The 17937-nt window shown below is 34.4% G+C and carries 17 protein-coding genes; all 17 read right to left on the bottom strand.

Going from position 1 to position 17937, the window contains the following annotated elements; all coding sequences use genetic code 11:
• The coding region (locus V7D82_RS11560) for an HAD-IC family P-type ATPase (RefSeq protein WP_333601136.1) at nucleotides 1–1584 on the bottom strand (1584 nt) is incomplete at its 3' end.
• 106 nt (nucleotides 1585–1690) lie between these two features.
• Nucleotides 1691–2944: a hypothetical protein gene (locus tag V7D82_RS11555; RefSeq protein ID WP_333601135.1), complete on the bottom strand. Its 1254-nt coding sequence runs from the start codon at nucleotides 2942–2944 to the stop codon at nucleotides 1691–1693.
• A gap of 14 nt (nucleotides 2945–2958) precedes the next feature.
• Complete coding sequence (locus V7D82_RS11550) at nucleotides 2959–4086, bottom strand: efflux RND transporter periplasmic adaptor subunit (protein WP_333601134.1); 1128 nt, start codon at nucleotides 4084–4086, stop codon at nucleotides 2959–2961.
• A 2-nt stretch (nucleotides 4087–4088) separates the two neighbouring features.
• Complete coding sequence (locus V7D82_RS11545) at nucleotides 4089–5336, bottom strand: efflux RND transporter periplasmic adaptor subunit (protein ID WP_333601133.1); 1248 nt, start codon at nucleotides 5334–5336, stop codon at nucleotides 4089–4091.
• A gap of 2 nt (nucleotides 5337–5338) precedes the next feature.
• Nucleotides 5339–6502, bottom strand: a complete 1164-nt coding sequence (locus tag V7D82_RS11540) for a TolC family protein (RefSeq protein ID WP_333601132.1) — start codon at nucleotides 6500–6502, stop codon at nucleotides 5339–5341.
• A gap of 76 nt (nucleotides 6503–6578) precedes the next feature.
• Nucleotides 6579–8513 (bottom strand): efflux RND transporter permease subunit, encoded by a 1935-nt coding sequence (locus V7D82_RS11535; RefSeq protein WP_333601131.1) that lies wholly within the window; start codon nucleotides 8511–8513, stop codon nucleotides 6579–6581.
• A gap of 5 nt (nucleotides 8514–8518) precedes the next feature.
• Nucleotides 8519–9757, bottom strand: coding sequence for an efflux RND transporter permease subunit (locus V7D82_RS11530; RefSeq protein ID WP_333601130.1), 1239 nt, complete (start codon nucleotides 9755–9757; stop codon nucleotides 8519–8521).
• Between the two features lie 49 nt (nucleotides 9758–9806).
• Nucleotides 9807–10277 carry a heme-binding domain-containing protein gene (locus V7D82_RS11525; RefSeq protein ID WP_162127981.1) on the bottom strand — a complete coding sequence of 157 codons (471 nt, stop codon included), beginning with the start codon at nucleotides 10275–10277 and terminating at the stop codon, nucleotides 9807–9809.
• Nucleotides 10278–10985, bottom strand: coding sequence for a DUF3347 domain-containing protein (locus V7D82_RS11520; protein ID WP_333601129.1), 708 nt, complete (start codon nucleotides 10983–10985; stop codon nucleotides 10278–10280).
• A gap of 10 nt (nucleotides 10986–10995) precedes the next feature.
• Entirely contained in the window at nucleotides 10996–12672 is a 1677-nt protein-coding gene (locus V7D82_RS11515; protein WP_333601128.1) for a multicopper oxidase domain-containing protein, read from the bottom strand.
• A 59-nt stretch (nucleotides 12673–12731) separates the two neighbouring features.
• Complete coding sequence (locus tag V7D82_RS11510) at nucleotides 12732–13787, bottom strand: YncE family protein (RefSeq protein ID WP_333601127.1); 1056 nt, start codon at nucleotides 13785–13787, stop codon at nucleotides 12732–12734.
• Between the two features lie 27 nt (nucleotides 13788–13814).
• Nucleotides 13815–14699: a DUF3347 domain-containing protein gene (locus V7D82_RS11505; RefSeq protein WP_333601126.1), complete on the bottom strand. Its 885-nt coding sequence runs from the start codon at nucleotides 14697–14699 to the stop codon at nucleotides 13815–13817.
• 191 nt (nucleotides 14700–14890) lie between these two features.
• Nucleotides 14891–15259, bottom strand: coding sequence for a hypothetical protein (locus V7D82_RS11500; RefSeq protein WP_333601125.1), 369 nt, complete (start codon nucleotides 15257–15259; stop codon nucleotides 14891–14893).
• A 99-nt stretch (nucleotides 15260–15358) separates the two neighbouring features.
• The gene (locus V7D82_RS11495; RefSeq protein WP_333601124.1) at nucleotides 15359–15931 is read right to left on the bottom strand and encodes a hypothetical protein; all 573 of its coding nucleotides are present in this window, start codon (nucleotides 15929–15931) and stop codon (nucleotides 15359–15361) included.
• A gap of 83 nt (nucleotides 15932–16014) precedes the next feature.
• The gene (locus tag V7D82_RS11490; RefSeq protein WP_333601123.1) at nucleotides 16015–16677 is read right to left on the bottom strand and encodes an AAA family ATPase; all 663 of its coding nucleotides are present in this window, start codon (nucleotides 16675–16677) and stop codon (nucleotides 16015–16017) included.
• Entirely contained in the window at nucleotides 16610–17533 is a 924-nt protein-coding gene (locus V7D82_RS11485) for a transcriptional regulator (protein WP_162127988.1), read from the bottom strand. The genes V7D82_RS11490 and V7D82_RS11485 overlap by 68 nt, the downstream gene beginning before the upstream one ends.
• 8 nt (nucleotides 17534–17541) lie before the next feature.
• Nucleotides 17542–17835, bottom strand: a complete 294-nt coding sequence (locus V7D82_RS11480; RefSeq protein ID WP_333601122.1) for a helix-turn-helix domain-containing protein — start codon at nucleotides 17833–17835, stop codon at nucleotides 17542–17544.
• Nucleotides 17836–17937 lie beyond the last annotated feature (102 nt).

Raw genomic sequence — 17937 nt, 5'->3', positions numbered from 1 at the left:
TACTTTATTCATGTTTTCTAAAGCTTCGGCATTTTTTATCAAAACACCTGATTGGGCACCCTTACCAACACCTACCATTACTGACATAGGCGTTGCCAAACCTAAAGCGCAAGGACACGCTATTATTAATACCGCTATAGCATTTATAAAACCATATACTAAAGCAGGTTCTGGACCAAATTTTGCCCAAATAAAAAAAGTTAAAGCAGAAATGATTACAACAATTGGCACAAAATATTTGGCTATGCTGTCGGCAAGTTTCTGAATAGGTGCTCTTGAACGACTAGCATCATTTACCATCTGTACGATTTGAGAAAGCAAAGTTTCTGAACCCACTTTTTCGGCAACCATCACAAAGGATTTGTTTCCATTTATTGTTCCTGAAATTACGTTATCGCCTTTCTTTTTATCGACAGGAATTGGTTCGCCTGTAATCATGGCTTCGTCTATACTGCTTTCCCCGTCGGTTATTTTTCCGTCAACAGGGATTTTGTCTCCAGGTTTTACTCTTAATAAATCACCTTTCTTGATGTCATGGATTGAGATTACTTTATCGCTTCCATCAATAACCAATGTAGCTTCGGTTGGTGCGAGTTTTAATAATTCTTTAATTGCTCCGCTTGTTTGGCTGTGCGCTCTGGCTTCTAACAATTGGCCCAGCAAAACTAAAGTCAGAATAACTGTTGTAGCTTCGAAGTATAATAGTACTGTTCCATGTTCCGTCTTGAATTCGTTTGGAAAAACATCAGGAAAAAACATTCCGACTAGACTAAATAAAAATGCTACTCCTGTGCCAATTCCGATAAGGGTAAACATATTCAAATTCCATGAAATAATTGATTTCCATGCTCGGACAAAGAATATCCAACAAGCATAAAAAACCACTGGAAGCGATAGTATTAATTGCACCCAATTCCATTTTGAGGCGTCCATTATTTGCAATAAAGGATTATTGTGAGCCATTTCTATCATTGCAATAGCAAAAATGGGAACTGTGAAGACTACCGCTATTTTCATTTTCTTTAGCAGATCTTTATACGTTTTCTGGTCTTCGGTGTCAGTTGGATTCATTGGTACTAAATCCATACCACAGATAGGACAAGAACCCGTATTTTCGCTAATTACTTCGGGATGCATTGGACAAGTATATAGAGTCTTGCTAACGATTAGTTCCGGTGCTTTGACTAAATCCATTCCGCAAACAGGGCAGTCACCTGCTTTGTCATAAACTTTTTCTCCTTCACAATGCATTGGGCAATAGTATTTTCCATTAGCATTACTTGGCGCTTTTATTTCATTCTTGTGGCTGTGAGAATGTGTGGAGCAACAAGATTTTGAAGTAGCTTCCTTTGTATTTGATTCATGTGGATTTTTTCCATTAGACATTTCTATGGTGTATTTTCCAACTGCTGTTAATGCTTCTTGAAGCTGTGTTGTTGGAATGTGTTTTTCCATAGTTATAGTTGCTATTGGTGGGTTTAATGAAACTTTAGCTTCAACGCCAGCAATAGCATTCAATGTTTTTTCGACTTTGGCACGACAACCATCACAAGTCATTCCGGTAATGTTATAAGTATGTATCATCCTGTTGTTATTTTAATACAAATTTCCAGTTATAACGGTTTATTGGAGTTGCACAATTTTGGGTTTTAGTTGTTTGATTTTTAAACCCCCTTTTTTTTAAAGAATATTATAAGGTTCCAATTGATTTTGCTATTTTATCCATTATTGAATGGTCTGAACCAAATTTGCAAATGGCATCACAATTGGCTCTCAATTCTGAAAACAATATGTATTTGATAACCATTTTTGAATTTTTAATAGCAGGTCTGTTGAGTTGCTGAATCACATCTTTTTCACGGCTATCGGGGATTATGATATAGAATACTTCATCACCATCGGAAATGCTAAAATAGAGGTCGGAAAGACGTAATATCCCGGAGTAAATACTAGTGCTTTTTTCTACTTCAAATGCTCCAATAATGTTATTGGTTCCTTTTTCAAACCAAAGCACATCAATAAGTTTAATGGTGTTTTGTGTGTCTTTATCGCAAGGTAACTCCGGAAATTTATTCATAGAGATAAAAGAAAAACTTTGTCCATTGAATGCTTTACTCTTATCATTACTGGCAGGTGTGACATCAAAACCTAATGACGCTCCAATTTTTAATAAATGGTATTGCATTTCACTATGAAGATTTTCTTCCTGCTTTTCTTCCTGAATTTCCTTTTGGCGTTTTACAATGTTCTTTTCAAATTTATTACGTTCCTCTTCACTTAAATATTCATCATTACCTATTAACATTTTTTGCGTTCCAATTTCAAAACACAGTCCTGCGATTGCTCCTAAATCATTGGATAATTCAGATTTATGTGCGCTGTTTGTTTCGAGTAGTGTTTCACGTATTTTTAGGTATTCTGTCCAACTTCCTAATTTCTTTTTGTCTTTGTACAAGAAATTAAATCCGTTGAGAATAGCTGTATTGAATGGCGGAAACCAGGTTGGATGTATAAAATACAGAATACTTGCCACTGCCGGTCCAAGCCCCTTAATTTTGAGTGCATCTAATTTTACAATTTCTTTCACCACTTGCTCTTCCGATTTAGCATTGATGCAGTTTTCGAGGAATTGACCGAAGGCTATTTTGTTGTTTTGGTTTTCATAAATATCAGGGATGCGCAATTTGGGTTTCCAATAGAAAGGATGCGCCACACCTACAAAAACTTGCTTTTGTTCTGCAATACAATTCAACACAAACTCTAAACTACTTTCTTTAAAATCGTTTGGGAAGTTTTTATTTTTGATATCCTCTATGACCTGCAAAACACCACGCCGAATTGTTCGGAATGCTTTTAGTCTTTGGTCATTGTCAACAAACCACGTATTGTAAACACTTTCGTTGTCGTTTTTGTATTGCTGTATTATTTGATTAAGATTGTTCATCGTTACTATTTAAATTACATTTTCATTCCTTCCATAGGGTCGCTACCTTTACGGAATTTATATTCACTATTAATAGCATAAGTTCCGGTAATCACTATTTTTTTTGAAGCATCAATTTCTGATTTTATTTCAATCATCCCGTTAGTTTCAATGCCTGTTTCAACCATTAGGTTTTCAAATACACCTGGTCTTTTTTCAACCCATATATAGGAGGCGTTTTGCTCTCGTATGACAGCATCTGTAGGTATAAAAAGTCCTTTAACGGCTGCTTGGTTTATTTTGGCAATGGCCTGCATTCCCGGTTTTAGTTGTAAATTTTGATTGGGTATTTGCAATCGTATTAACAGTAGTCTTGTATTGGGTATTATTTCAGGATTGATAAATGAAATTTTTGCTTTTATTGTTTTTTCCGGAAAATCAGCGAAGGAAACAGTAGCTGATTGCCCAACAGACAAATTTTTAGCGTAGTTTACGTTTACTTGTATTTCGAGCCAAAGAGTGTTTAAATCAGCTAATTTAATCAAGGGACTACCTTCCATTACATAACTACCTTCTGTTGCTATTATTTCTGAAACATAGCCGTTTGTATTACTGTAAAATGTGGTATATGGTGAAACATCTATAGTCCCTTTATTATTTTCAATCTGACTGTTTGTTACCCCATAATACTGCAATTTTTGTTTGGCAGCTTTGAGTAAGTTTTGAGCATTTTTTCCAAAATCACCTGGCATAGCCAATTGCTTATAAGCTGCACTATAATCTTGTTTTGCAATTGCAATATCTTCACTATACAAACTATAAACCGGAGTGTTTTTTGTGACATATTCCCCTGTTGTTTTCAAGAACAATTTTTCAATTCTGCCCATTGCTTTTGCAGAAATGGTAGCAACCTTTTCCTGATTTATTGTCAAAACACCGGTATAAGTTTGATTTAAGCTACTTTGAGTTTCGGCAATAGTTTGTGTCGTGATATTGCCTAATTTTATTTGCTGTTTGCTTAAACTAATTTCGTTAACGTCTGTTTGCTCATTTGTTTCAGGATTCATATCATGACCACTATGGTCTTCTTTGTCTTTTGAGTGACATGCTGATAATACGATAAATACTATTATCAGTATTCCAATGTATTTTGTTTTTTTCATTGTTACTTGGTTTTAATGAAGCTCTCGCTATCAATTAAAAATTGGGCATTTTTTGCAATAGTATCATTAGAAGAAATTCCGTTTAAAACTTGAACATAATCGTTGTTTTCTAATCCTGTTTTTATTGCAATTGCTTGAAATCCGTTTTCTTTTTTAAGAAATACAACTTTTTGATTTCCTAAACTAACCATAGACTCTTTTGATAACCAAATGGCTTTTGTTGATTTGACTTTTACAATCCCTTGTAATCTTGAGCCAATAGGCAGTTTAAGTTTATTGTTGTTTAAATACACCCTTATTCTATTGGTTTTATCCGCTTGATTTAATTGTGTTTCCACAAAATTTATTTGGCTGTTAATAGTGTCATTTTCATCTAATTCAGAGGTAATTGCTATCGGTTGATTTATTTTTATACTAGTAGCATAGCCCTGAAGCACATTAAAAACTCCCCAAACTTTGTCTGTATTTAATAGTTTAAAAACAATAGCACCTTTGGTAATATAACTTCCTTCTTTGATGTCTAATGTTTCTGTATTGCTGCTTGCATCAGTCATTGCTGCAACATTAGCATCCGTCATTTTATCTGTACCCATCACGATTCCGGAGGCTGGGCTGTATATGGTTACAGTCGGGTTTGTTTTTTTTGTTGCTACGAGTCCATTAATTTGATTACCGGTCATACCGTATAACAACAATTTTTGTTTGGCCGCATTAATAATAGATTTGTTTTCGGTATCGTTTGTAATTAGGTAAATGAAATTTTGTTGTTCCGTAAGCAATTCAGGACTGTATATTTCGAATAACTTTTGACCTTTAGTAATCTTCTGAAATTTGTAGTTCACATACAATTTTTCAATTCTACCGTTGATTCTTGCTGCGATGTTAGTGGCTGATTTTTGATTAAATGCTACTATTCCGGGTAAAACTATGTCATTGCTAATTGCAGTGTCTTTTGCTGTTGTTGTTTCAAAATTTCCCACGATAAAATTATCGGTTGGTTTTAAAAGGTGTTCTATTTTATCATTATGATCTGAATGGTCTTTTGTTACTTTTTCAACTAAAGTCATTCCACAAATAGGACAATTTCCCGGTTGTTTTCTAATAATTTGTGGGTGCATTGAGCAGGTATATAGTATTTCCTGTTGTGAATGTTCAGAGTGATTTTCTGATTTTTGGAAATAAAAATAGCCGCCAATTCCAACGGAAATCAATATTATAAATGTCACTATGTATTTTAAATACTTATTCATAACTATTTTATTTCGAGTTGTTTTTCAATTTCTGTTTGCGTCAATAGGATAGCTTGTAATTTATCTAAAATATCCATTTGCGTCATGTTTAAAGCTTCCCAGGCATCTAAAGTCACAAATAAGTCACCTGTGTTATTTTGCCATGCTAAAACTGCTGTGTCGTAGTTTTTTTTTAGCGCAGGGATGCTACTTTTTTCGGCTATACTGTATTGCTTTTTTAAATTATTTAACTCTGTAATCATGCCGGAAATCATACCGGAAGTTTCATTTAAAATCATTTGCTTTTGCCAATTGAGGCTTTCCTTTTTAATTCGAAAACTATTGATATTGGCTTTATTCATCTTTGTTGACCAAGGCATTGGAATAGTTATCATCCCCATTAATGAGAATTGTTGCGGTTGTGCACCAAAGGCAAACATATGATCGTATTTAATTCCAAATTCAGGCAAAAATTTCGTTTTTTCCGCTTGAATTTTTAGCTGGTTTAAAGCGATGGTTTTATCTATTGCTTTGATGTCACTTCTGCTTTGGGAAAGGGAAAGGGAATCTGTTTTTATAGTTGCAAAGTCATTTAAGGTATAGTTGGTATCGATTTCAAAAGGAGTATTTATATCACGTGCCATTAATGTATTGAGCATTATTCTTTTTTGAGAAACGTCATTTTGCAACATTACAATCATGCTTTCCAGTTTGCTGTACTCAGATTTTGCTTTGTAGTAGGATGGCAATTTATCCATATTGTATTGATATCTGATTTCCATACTTTTAATCATATACTCTAAAAGTAACAGGTTATCATTAGCAATTTGAATTTTTTTAGTGCTGACAATCCACTGGTAATAATTTGTTTTTGCAATAGCATTTAACTGATTGATAGTGTAGTTTTTGTTTTCAGTTTCTACTGAAGACATGGCGTTCATATATTTATAATCAGCATTTAGCTTCTTCGCATTTGGAATCATTTGAGTAACACCTAGCATATAAGAACCCATTCCCGGTGACATATCATCTGCTTTCCAAAGTTTCGTATTATATGGGGCCATATATATCCCTGTTTCAATTTGAGGAGGCATCCAACTTTTGGCTCCTTTGGCCGCTGCATCCATACTTTGGATATCGGCATCATACATTTTTAATTGAGGATTATTGGTTTTGATATTGGTCAAAACCTGATCCAGTGTAATTGTTTGTGCTACTATCGTAGTAGTGAATATCAAACAACTTAGTACTATATAATGTTTTTTACTTAGCATTGATAATATCTATTTTTCCTTTTGTTTTTAATTCGCGAAGTTTCACCATTTCAAAAACAACCGGAGTTACTAATAATACATATATTGTTGAGGTTATGGTACCACCAATAAGTGGCACCGTAATAGGAAGCATGACATCGGCACCAGTACCTGTTGCCCAAAGTATAGGGATTAAACCAAAGAGTGAAACGGAAACCGTCATTAACTTTGGTCGTAACCTTTTGGCAGAACCCTCAATGATATATTCCCTTAAAATATCTTCTGTGATTGTTTCTTTACTGTTACCGTGTTTAGCCACCATTTTGTTCATCGCTTCGTTTAAGTAAATCGTTATCAGCATTGCGGTTTCGATGGCTAAACCGAACAAAGCAATGAATCCAACCGCTACGGCTACGGATAAATTAATGCCATAAAAGTACACCATGAACACACCACCAATGAGTGCAAAAGGAACGGTAATCATTGTGATTATTGCTTCTTTCATGGAACGATATGTAAAATACAGGATTAGAAAAATTATCATGATAACAATAGGCATAATCAGGCTCAATGTTTTATTGGCTCTGAGTTGGTTTTCCCATTGGCCACTCCATTCAATATAATATCCTTTAGGCATTTTGGACATCATATCGTTTAGTTTCTTTTGAGCCTCTTTTACAGTACTTCCTAAATCGCGATCCCGAACATTAAACAAAACACTACCTCGGAGCATTGCGTTTTCACTATTTATCATTGGTGGACCATCACTTATTGAGATATTGGCAACTGTCTCTAATGGAATTGGCCCAAATTGCATGGTTTGAACTTGTAGTTTTTTTAATGCTTCCAGGCTATTTCGGTATTCTTGCGCATAACGGGCATTTACGGAAAAACGTCTTCTTCCTTCAATGGTAGTTGTTAAGGTCATACCGCCAATAGCAGCCTCAACGACATTATTAATATCATCAATAGAAAGACCATATCTGCCAATCACCTCTCTTTTAGCTTCGATATCAATATACTTACCACCGGTTATTGGTTCTGCATATAAATCTTTTACACCCGAAGTACCTTCCAGTGTTTTTTTAATTTTTTGCGCCAAAACATTGATAGTATCTAAACTTTCACCATAAATTTTTATACCGACATCGGTTCTGATTCCGGTAGATAGCATGTTTATTCTATTAATTATGGGCTGTGTAAAACCGTTGGTCACTCCCGGTATTTGGAGCTTATTATTTATTTCGGTTATAATGTCATTCTTTGTTTTTCCTCCCCGCCATTCATTTTTTGGTTTTAAAAGGATAATGGTTTCAATCATACTAACAGGACTATTGTCTGTAGCTGTATTAGCCCTTCCAGCTTTTCCTAAAACATGGGCAACTTCGGGAACTGATTTTATCAATTTATCCTGTACTTGCAGTATTCGTTTCACTTCTGAATTAGAAACATCAGGTAATGTTACCGGCATGAACAAAATAGAACCTTCGTCTAAAGGAGGCATGAACTCGGAACCCAAGCGTGTAAACATCAGCACACCAATTAATAGGGCTATGATATTTACTCCCAGAACGGTTTTTCTCCATTTTAAACATAAGGTTAATATAGGCGTATAGAATTTTTCTAACTTTTTATTTATCGGGTTTTTTTCTTCCGGTCTTAGCTTTCCCTTTAGCAAAAAACTTATTAATACAGGTGTAAGTGTAATGGCAAAAAAAGCATCTACAATTAGAATAAATGACTTGGTATAAGCCAATGGACTAAATAATTTACCTTCCATGCCTGAAAGAAGAAATACAGGTAAAAAAGAAGCTATAACAATTATGGTAGAATAAAAAACTCCCGGACCAACTAGTTTAGAAGAAGATTCTATAATTTTTAATCTTTCTTCAGGTGATAATGGGTCGTGTTCTTTTTTGAAAATATTTTTAAATTTAGTTATCATATCCACTATGTTTTAGTATTATCCAATTCCTGTTGTCGCTCAGAAATACTCCGATAGGCATTTTCTACCATAACAATTCCATCATCAACGACGACACCAATTGCTAAAGCAATTCCGGTTAAAGACATTATGTTGGATGAAATTCCAAATGCTTGTAATAAGATAAATCCAACAGCAACTGAAATGGGTAATTGTATTAGTATTATCAAAGCACTACGCCAGTGAAATAGGAAGATTAGAATTACTATGGAAACAGTAATCATTTCTTCGGTTAAAGTACCTTTTACAGAAGCTATAGCATTTTCAATTAATTCACTTCTGTCATATGAAGTTTTGAAAGTAACTCCATTAGGAAGTCCTTTTTCTACCTCTTTCATTTTTGCTTTTACAGCCTTAATCACTTTATCAGCATTTTCTCCATTACGCATTACGACGATTCCGCCTACCACTTCGCCGGTGCCGTTTTGGTCAAAAATACCCAAACGCAAATCACCACCCATTTGTATTGAGCCGATGTCTCTAACTCTTACCGGTATGGAATTGTAATTTTTGATGGCAATAGCTTCTACATCTTTTATGTTTTTTATGTAACCAAGCCCTCTGACGATATAAGACATATTACTCATTTCAAATTTGCGACCACCAACATCGTTGTTATTTGCTTTAACCGCATTCATAACTTCCATCATACTGACGTTATAATATTGCATTTTGAGTGGGTCTAAAACTAATTGGTATTGTTTTTCAAAACCGCCGAAAGAAGCTACTTCGGCAACGCCGGGAACTGTTTGAAGTGCGAATTTTACATACCAATCCTGCAAGGCGCGTTGTTCCCCTAAATCCATTCCTTTAGCATCTAAGTGATACCAAAATATGTGACCCACACCTGTACCATCAGGGCCTAATGTTGGCACAACATTTTGAGGTAAAAGTCTTTGAGCATAATTTAATCTTTCGAGCACTCGTGTTCTTGCCCAATAGGTATCGACGTTGTCTTCAAAAACGATGTATACGAAACTCATACCGAACATTGAAGCTGCCCGGATGTTTTTGATTTTAGGGATTCCTTGAAGATTTGAAACTAAAGGATAAGTTACTTGAGCTTCTATAACTTGAGGACTTCTTCCCATCCATTCTGTGAAAACAATTACTTGGTTCTCGGATAGATCAGGAATGGCATCTATGGGATTTTGTTGCACACTATAAACGCCCCAACCGAATAGACCGGCGGCAACAAGTAGCACAATAAATCGATTTTGCAGTGAGAAGGTTATTAATTTTTCGACCATGATATCAATATTCAGATGAAAGACTATCGTTTATTTTAGTTAACCATTTTATTACTTCTTGCTTTTGAGTTTTGGAAAGCTTTGCGTTTTTATGAATCAGTGTATAAGAACTTAAAGGCATTTCATCAGATTGTATTTGTTTACTAATTGCCTCTAATTTACTCCGTTGTTTGCGACCGGAATAGTTTCCAAATTCATTGAAATTTAAGTCTTTTTTCCCATTGTTAATATGACTATCCATGAAAAAGCGGATAGGCTGTATATAAGAATACCATGGATAGTTTGTATTATCGCTATGGCAATCGTAGCATGATGTTCTTACTATGGTTTCAATATTTTTCGGTACGTTATACATTTCTGTAAAATTGGATGAAAAATGCTGCTCATAACCTATGTTACGAGCAGGTTGATAACATTGTATCAGCAAAAAAATAATAACTGTCATCCATGCTATTTTTTTGATGCTTTTTTTCATTTAGTACGTTTTTTTGATAGAACCACAAGTTAACATTTTGCTGCCTTGGTATGGATTTTTAATGTCTTTAACTTCGCTTATCCAAATTGCGCCTTTACCGTCATTTGCCATTGGGCAATAGTCTTGGTATAGTTGTCTGTGAGAACCGAAAATTTTAATTAAATCGTTTATATCCTTACTTAAAAGTACAAAATGTTCTCTTTGGTGTTCTAATTTACCAGCGTTATCTCCGATATGTTCTGCGTTTTCTTTAGCATCATCGGCAATATCAAGATATTCCTTTTTCTGTTCTGCATTTAGCGTTTTTGTATCAAATCTGTTAAGCGATGCCAATAATAATTTTCCGTTATCTGCAGCACCTTTAGAATCATCTTTTACTAAATTGTTTTTAAGATTTATGTAGCACGTTATAATGTCATTTACATAATCTTTTGGAGTTACTGTAGCACTATCAACATTTGCTTCAGTTTTTGCTATTGTATCAGTCGTTTTTGACTCTGTGGTTGGAACTGGCTCGGTTAATTCCATGCCACATTTTGAGCATTTCTCACCCTTTTTACCGGTTACTTCCGGGTGCATTGGACAGGCATATAATTGCGAGGCACTTTCTGTTTTTTCTGAATTAGTTGTTGAAGCTTCGTTGTTTTTTTGATTACAAGAAACTAGAACAAATGCCATTGCTATGGCTGAAAGCATTATATTTTTCATAAGTAACGTTTTAATTAACTATAATTTTTTGTGTAACGATTTTATTTTCTGTTTCAATTTTCAACATATAAACTCCAGATGAATTTGGTACAGCAATAGTTTCGATTTTGTTTTGTACATTTTTTAATAAAACTGATCTTCCAAGAACATCAAAAAACTCTATTGATTGCAAATTACTATCTGATTGAATGTTTAAAAACTGAGCGTTATTGATAGGGTTTGGGTATACTTTTATTCCTTGATTACTTGTAGTTTCATTAAGCCCCAAATTAGCATTCACTATAAATTGCCCCATCATGCCACCATCTTCGTGACTAAGGATGTGACAATGATACATGTATGGCATAGTGGCATCACTAAAATCTTTGTATTGTGTAATCAATTTTACACTACCACCATTTGGCGGTACAGTAATCACATCTTTGCGTCCCTGCATATTAAGTGGTGGCGTTGCTCCATTGACTTTTAGAACATAAAAATGATTCCCGTGAATATGAAATGGATGCGGCATCATTGATGAATTTGTAATATTCCAAACTTCTACCACATCCTGCTGTGTAGTGAAATTAATTACAGCCGGGTTAAATTGTACCCCGTTCATTAAAAAATTAGTCATACTCATAGCCGGAGAACCCGTTATTGCAATAGTTCTACTTGATGCTGCTACTTCTGACAGAATTGTATTTGTTGTTAATGTTGTTGGAATTGTTGTTACAGGGTTGGCTGTTGGTGCTGTTACATTTATTTGAAGCAAGTTGAAGTTGATATTGTCGAGAGGGCCTAAAGTTCCTCCCATACCTCCTAAAGGACCTCCGGGATAACCAGCTGGTAGTTGTGTTCCGTTTTGTTTTAAATAATAAGTGTTTCCTTGTTGACCTGCAAAATTGACTAGTATTTCTGCTCTTTCTCCTGGGCTTAAAAGTAATTTAGTCATGGCAACAGGAGCATTTAACAAACCGTCATCTGAGGTGATTTGACTGAAGCTTCGATTGTCATTTAATGCAAATTCAAAAAAACGATGACTTGAAGCATTTAGTAATCGTAAACGGACTACCTGAGCCGGTAAATTTACCATAGCGTTTGCTACAACACCATTTACTAAAACGGCATTATCCAGTTCATCATTGATTACGATTTGTTTAGTTGTAGTATCGAACGTTTCAAATTGGAAAACAAGTGGAATATCATCAATTCCGTAGTTTCTAGGTAATGTTAATGCACTTTCTATAGGATCATTTACTATTATAAATCCTGCTGCTCCTTTAATAGCCTGCTTCATTGTTGAACCATCTAAATGAGGATGATACCAATAGGTAGCAGCGTTATCCATAACAGTAAAACTAGGTGACCAAGTATTTCCAATTGCTATTGGGTTATGAGGGCTTCCATCGTTCATAGGAGCTACATGTAAACCATGCCAATGTGTAGATGTTGGTTCGCCTAACATATTCATTACGTTAAAATTCACCGTTTGCCCTTTTTGTAAAACTATAGTTGGACCTAGATAATTGCCATTGTAACCATTAGTAACGGTGTTAAACCCAGAATAAAATTGGGTTGTACCACTTTGTACCATTAAGTCAATATTGGTTCCTGTTACAATTGGAGGTATCGGTATAAGTGTTTGTGCTTTTGATACCATGCTAACCAATAGCACTGCTGTTAAAAGTAATTTTGAAATTTTCATTTTATAATTTTTTATTGATTAAATAAGGCGAAACATTACTGCTTCGCCTTATAAACTCGTTACATTTTTAAAACAATACCATTTGGTTTATTACCCACAGTAATTGTTTTGGTAACAGTATGATTAGTAACATTTATTACTGAAACTGATTTTGCCATTTGGTTAGTAACATAAGCCGTATTTCCATCAGTTGTAAAAGCAACAGCATGAGCGCCATCACCAGCATTGATTACTCCTGCATCCATCCACATTGACATGCCTGCATCCCAAGTGTAGTAATGTACTTTTGCATTCATTGGATCAGTAACCCATAATTCATTTTTAGTTCCGTTATGAGCCGCAATACCCGGCATGAAGCCTAAAGCAATTGTTTGATCAACAACGTTTGTAGCTACATTGATAACTGAAATAGATTGTCCGTCTTCATTATCTACAAACATTTGTCCGTTACTACCTGTCCAAGCACCCACAGGGTTGTTACCAACAGCCACTGTAGTTATTACTGCTTTAGTAGCCACATTAATTATTGATACTGTATCATCGTCTCCATTAGCTACATAAGCTTTTGTTCCATCAGATGAAAATGTTAATTCAGCTGGCATCATTCCCACAGTAATTGTGTTCATTAATGCATAAGTAGAAGCATTGTAAACCAATACTTTTCCATCCATTCCCATTTGAGGCACCCAAATTTCTGTACCATCAGGAGAATAGATTGTATTATGATTCATAACTGGTAAATCTAAGTTTTCCATTATTGAACCGTTTGTTGCATCTAAAATCAACATTTTACCAGGCATAGAACCTGTCGTAGTATGACCTGCGCTAAAATCCATTCCGGGAACGCCTAATGCTAAATGTCCTTGATGGTAACTAATATGATGTGGCCAAGAAACCATTGCCGAAGCAGGAAACGATATAGTGCCGGTTACTTCACCAGTTGATAATTTAATTACCGAAACTGTAGCATCTTGACCATTAACTACATAAGCCGCTGGGTAATCTACATTTAGTGGTGTTGCAGAACTACTATCTTTTGAACAAGCTGTTATGAAAAAAGATGCCACTGTAAGAGTAGCTAAGGCGTAAAGTGAATTTAATTTTATTGTTTTCATTTTTTATATTTTATTATTTTTTAAATTTTATTTAATTGTTTCAACTGTTTTACCACAGGTTAGCATTTGTGCTCCGTAGTAAGGATTTTTGACTGCATTTTCTTTGCTTAACCAATTGGCATCCTGCATAGGGCAGTACTGGTAGTAAACGGCTTCTGAAGGTTTTGAAACTTTTATTATTTCATACATTCCTTTTGATAATGTTTTGAAAGCTTCTCTTTGTTTTTGGATGTCTTGCGTTTCTGAAATGCTTTTAGCATCAGCTGTTAAATCTTTCAATATCTTCATCCAAACCATGTGCACCTCCATTTTCAAAGTTTCCATTTTTACTGCTTCGATAGAAGTCACAAGGTCTTTTGATGTAACAGCGGCTGTTTTCGCATCTGATTTTACAAGCGCTTCTTTCAATAAGAAATACTTATCAAATACAGGTTGTAACTGATTGCTTTGCTTCGCCTGTTCGCTATTGCTCTGGTCTTGATTTTCAGCCATCATATTATGGTCATTTTCATTTAATCCATTTTCTCTGGATATTGCATCTACTTTTATTACTTTTTTTACTGGTATTTTAGCCACACGGTCATATTGGCAACAGCCGGGAAGTTTATTATAGACATCATTAGGCGCAAGGAACTTGTCACTATCGTAGCCTGCAAGAGCAATTCGTTTTAGAATTTCATCCTGATTTGTTTTTGTAACATCATAAGTTACTGTTGCTATTTGTGTGTCTTTATTCCAATCAACTTCAACAACATTTTTGATGTTTCCTGCTTTTTCGATTTTGGTTTCACACATACCGCAATTACCATAAACTTTAACGCTTTCGGTTTTAGCATTTTTTATTTGTGCACTGACAGAGGTTGATAGCACAACAATTATTGCTACCATTACCTTTATAAATGAATTTTTCATTTTAAATAATGTTTAAGTAATCAAAGTAATTTACTTTGATTTATTGATAAGATAAATTTGAATAGATAACAGCTGCGAAAGAAATGTTATTGCAACACAAATAAAGGTGTAACAAAAAAATCTAAAACTGTTTTAAATTGAATAGCTATTCGCTATGAATTTGACACACTTATGGCTGTCAAAAAAGGGATTTAGCTTATTTTTGGTATTAACCAAAGGAAGTAGAAACCAGAAGATATAGCGGTTTCTGTGTTAGAAAATTTTTGTTTTTCAAAAGAAAAATCAAAACTATTATTTCTTAATATAAGTTCAGATGACACGGTAAAACCATTAATTGCTGAAGGACAGACACATTTAGAATGACCACATTTTCCGCCGCAACCGTTATGGTTTTTTGTTTTGGAATGACTGTCACTTTCGCAACAACTGTCTTTGTCTGTTTTGGAAGTCACTTCTTTTTTTGAAGTATGTTTTTCAGAACAACCACCACAAGCATAACTACTATTAGGCATAAAGAATATGCCTAATAAAAGAAGTAATATGAAGTGGTATTTTTTCACAGTTAAAATAAAACAGCGTAAATATAATTAAATTCAATCAATATTTTATTAATATTTCCTTAAAACACAATTATTTATATATAAATTACTCGAAAATCATTATGATTTATCGTTTTTAGTGTTTATTTCGTCAAGAAAATATTGCAAATCGTATAGGTAAATTAATTCATCATCTTCCTGTTCTGGCAGTTGTGCTAATTCTACAAAATTGATGTTTTCATACAAAGATTTTTCTCCGATTATGTCTTGTATAATTATAAATATTGCTTCAAGTAGGTTTTTATTGTTGCAATGCACCGTAAAATTCTTCAGGTAGACAATCATGTCAATCTTTTTTGAATCTTCGTATTCAAAGGGCATGAATTTAAGTTCGCTTGCTTTTAGGTTGATATCTTTGAACACATAAGGTTTATCTAATCCCGCTTCCATTTCGTCAATAGCTGCGGATGGTTGAACGAATGCTATAAATTCCCAATCTTTCAGTTTAGGTGCTGATTTTATTACTTCATCCACTTTATTAAAAAAGTCGGGATTTCCGTTGGCTGAGATAATCATTTGTGTTTTTTCATTTTTTCGGTTGGGGAATATCAAGATAAAATCTACTCCCTGAGCATAAAAATGGAGGTGCCAATCCAACCAATATACATAATGCTTTTTTTCTTTTGCACTCATTGTGGTTAGGGTTTTTAATTTAGATTGATGGTCCTTGAACCATGACCAAAAAAGATCTACTGCTTTACTCATAATTTTTCGATTTAACGTTTGTCATTAGTATTGTTATCATATGCTATTAAATTGAAAAGTTCCCGCATTCGGCTTCTCACTCTCTTGCCGTAATGGGTTTCTATTTCTGATGCTGATAGATTTGTAGTGATGTGGGTTGAGATTCTTTTTGCAATAAAAATATCATAGCGACTTAATAGTATTTCTGCCATTATATTACATTCGTTACCGTAATATTTTAGATTGTTTTCTGTTCCTAAATCATCAAAACAAATTATTTTAGGCTCTGATTCATATAATTTCCCCTTACTGTATTTGTGAATGATTTGGTAGCCGTCCTGAATGAATTCAAAGCTTATATCCCGGCATGGTTTTACAAAAAATTTATGTTCAGTAGGTGTTAGGTATTTCATAATGTTCATAATTGAAGTTTTACCGCAGCCTATCGGACCTGATAGAAGAACTCCTTTGTTGAGGTTTATCCCATATTGAAAACATGTTGGTTCATCTTTTAGAAAATAAGCGATAAGTTTATAAATGATTGGATAATCACTCTCATAAATTTTGAAATGATTACCATAGATTTCTTGGCCTTTTTTTTCAATCCATAACACCATATCTTCATAGCTATAAAGGTTCTGAATAGTCCTTATTTGCTGAGGTGTCGAGTTGTTTTGTTCTGTCTGTTCGTTCATTTAAGATGAATTTTGGTGCGTTCAACATCCAGTTACTTGCTGCGGCCTGCCAGTCGGCCATTGGAATTTTTCCACCCACTAGCCAACCAATACTTGAAAAGTAGTTGTAGAATTTTTGAGCTTCTATTTCTGGGAAGTTTTGTTGGAGGAAATGTGACTTGACTTCATCTAAATCAGGCGGTTTTACTTTAGCGAGTATTTGCCGACTTATGTTGTTGCACTCTGCTCCATAGTCAGCAAATACTTGTGATGATGAATCTTTTTTCTCATCAGATGATTGTACCGGCATTTCTTCTTTTTTTGCGGAACTTTTTTCTTCTTTCAAATCATCACCATTTTTAAAAATGGAATTATCTTCTTCAATTTTTTTTGCTTGCTCGCCCAAGTTTAAGCTGTTTGAATTGTTTAGATCGTTTGTATTGTTTGTATTGTTTATATAAGGTACTACGACTTGTTCATGAACCTGTTCAGTACTTGTTTCAGAACCAGTACAAGACTTGTCTACAACTTGTTCATCAACAAGTTTAAAATTTGAACTGTTGTTTTTTGGCAGAGGCTTTAAATCCTCTGAAAAATTGAATAAAAAAACATGGCTCCCTTTGAATGGATTGTATGAGGGTTCGTATTTGATATAGCCTTGTGCATGCAACATTTTTAGGCATTTGTGATAGGTTGCTTTTGAGCTTATTTTGCTTATTCTCATGACCTCATCACGCGAAATACTTATCGGGTTTTTGAATCGGTTGTAATTCCAGAATTGAAATAGTGACATGTATAGGCTTACATGTGTTGGATTCAACATTCTATCTTTAGCTACTTTATCAAAAAAGCCAGTGAGGTGCTTTATGTAATTCATGATTTGAATTACTTTGAATTAAAGAGTGTGCGCTCAGAACTTACTTTATTCTCATCGAGTAATTTTTCAATATCCTTGTAGGCATAGTAGATTATACCTCCAATTTTAGTGTAGGATAATGTTTTGTTGATGCGTAGCGTTTGCAGTGTTCCCGGAGAAATGTTTAATAGTTTGCGGACTTCTTTGGATTTGAGCCACTGTTTGGTTTGTCCCGGATTAACTTTCAATAATTCTTTCAAATCTGAAAGCAGGAGAATGCGAAATTCATTTAGGTCTTCGCGGGTAATTACTTCGATTGCCATAACTTATGTTTTAGATTGTTATGGCACAAAATTGTTTGTATTGATTTGATTTAAATCACAAGTCAATCACAAGTTGTGAAAGAAAAAAGTACAATTTATTGG

This window comes from Flavobacterium sp. (assembly GCF_036741995.1).
Taxonomy (GTDB): Bacteria; Bacteroidota; Bacteroidia; order Flavobacteriales; family Flavobacteriaceae; genus Flavobacterium.
The sequence above is the reverse complement of the archived record's forward strand: the minus strand, read 5'-3'. Positions and strand labels throughout refer to the sequence as shown.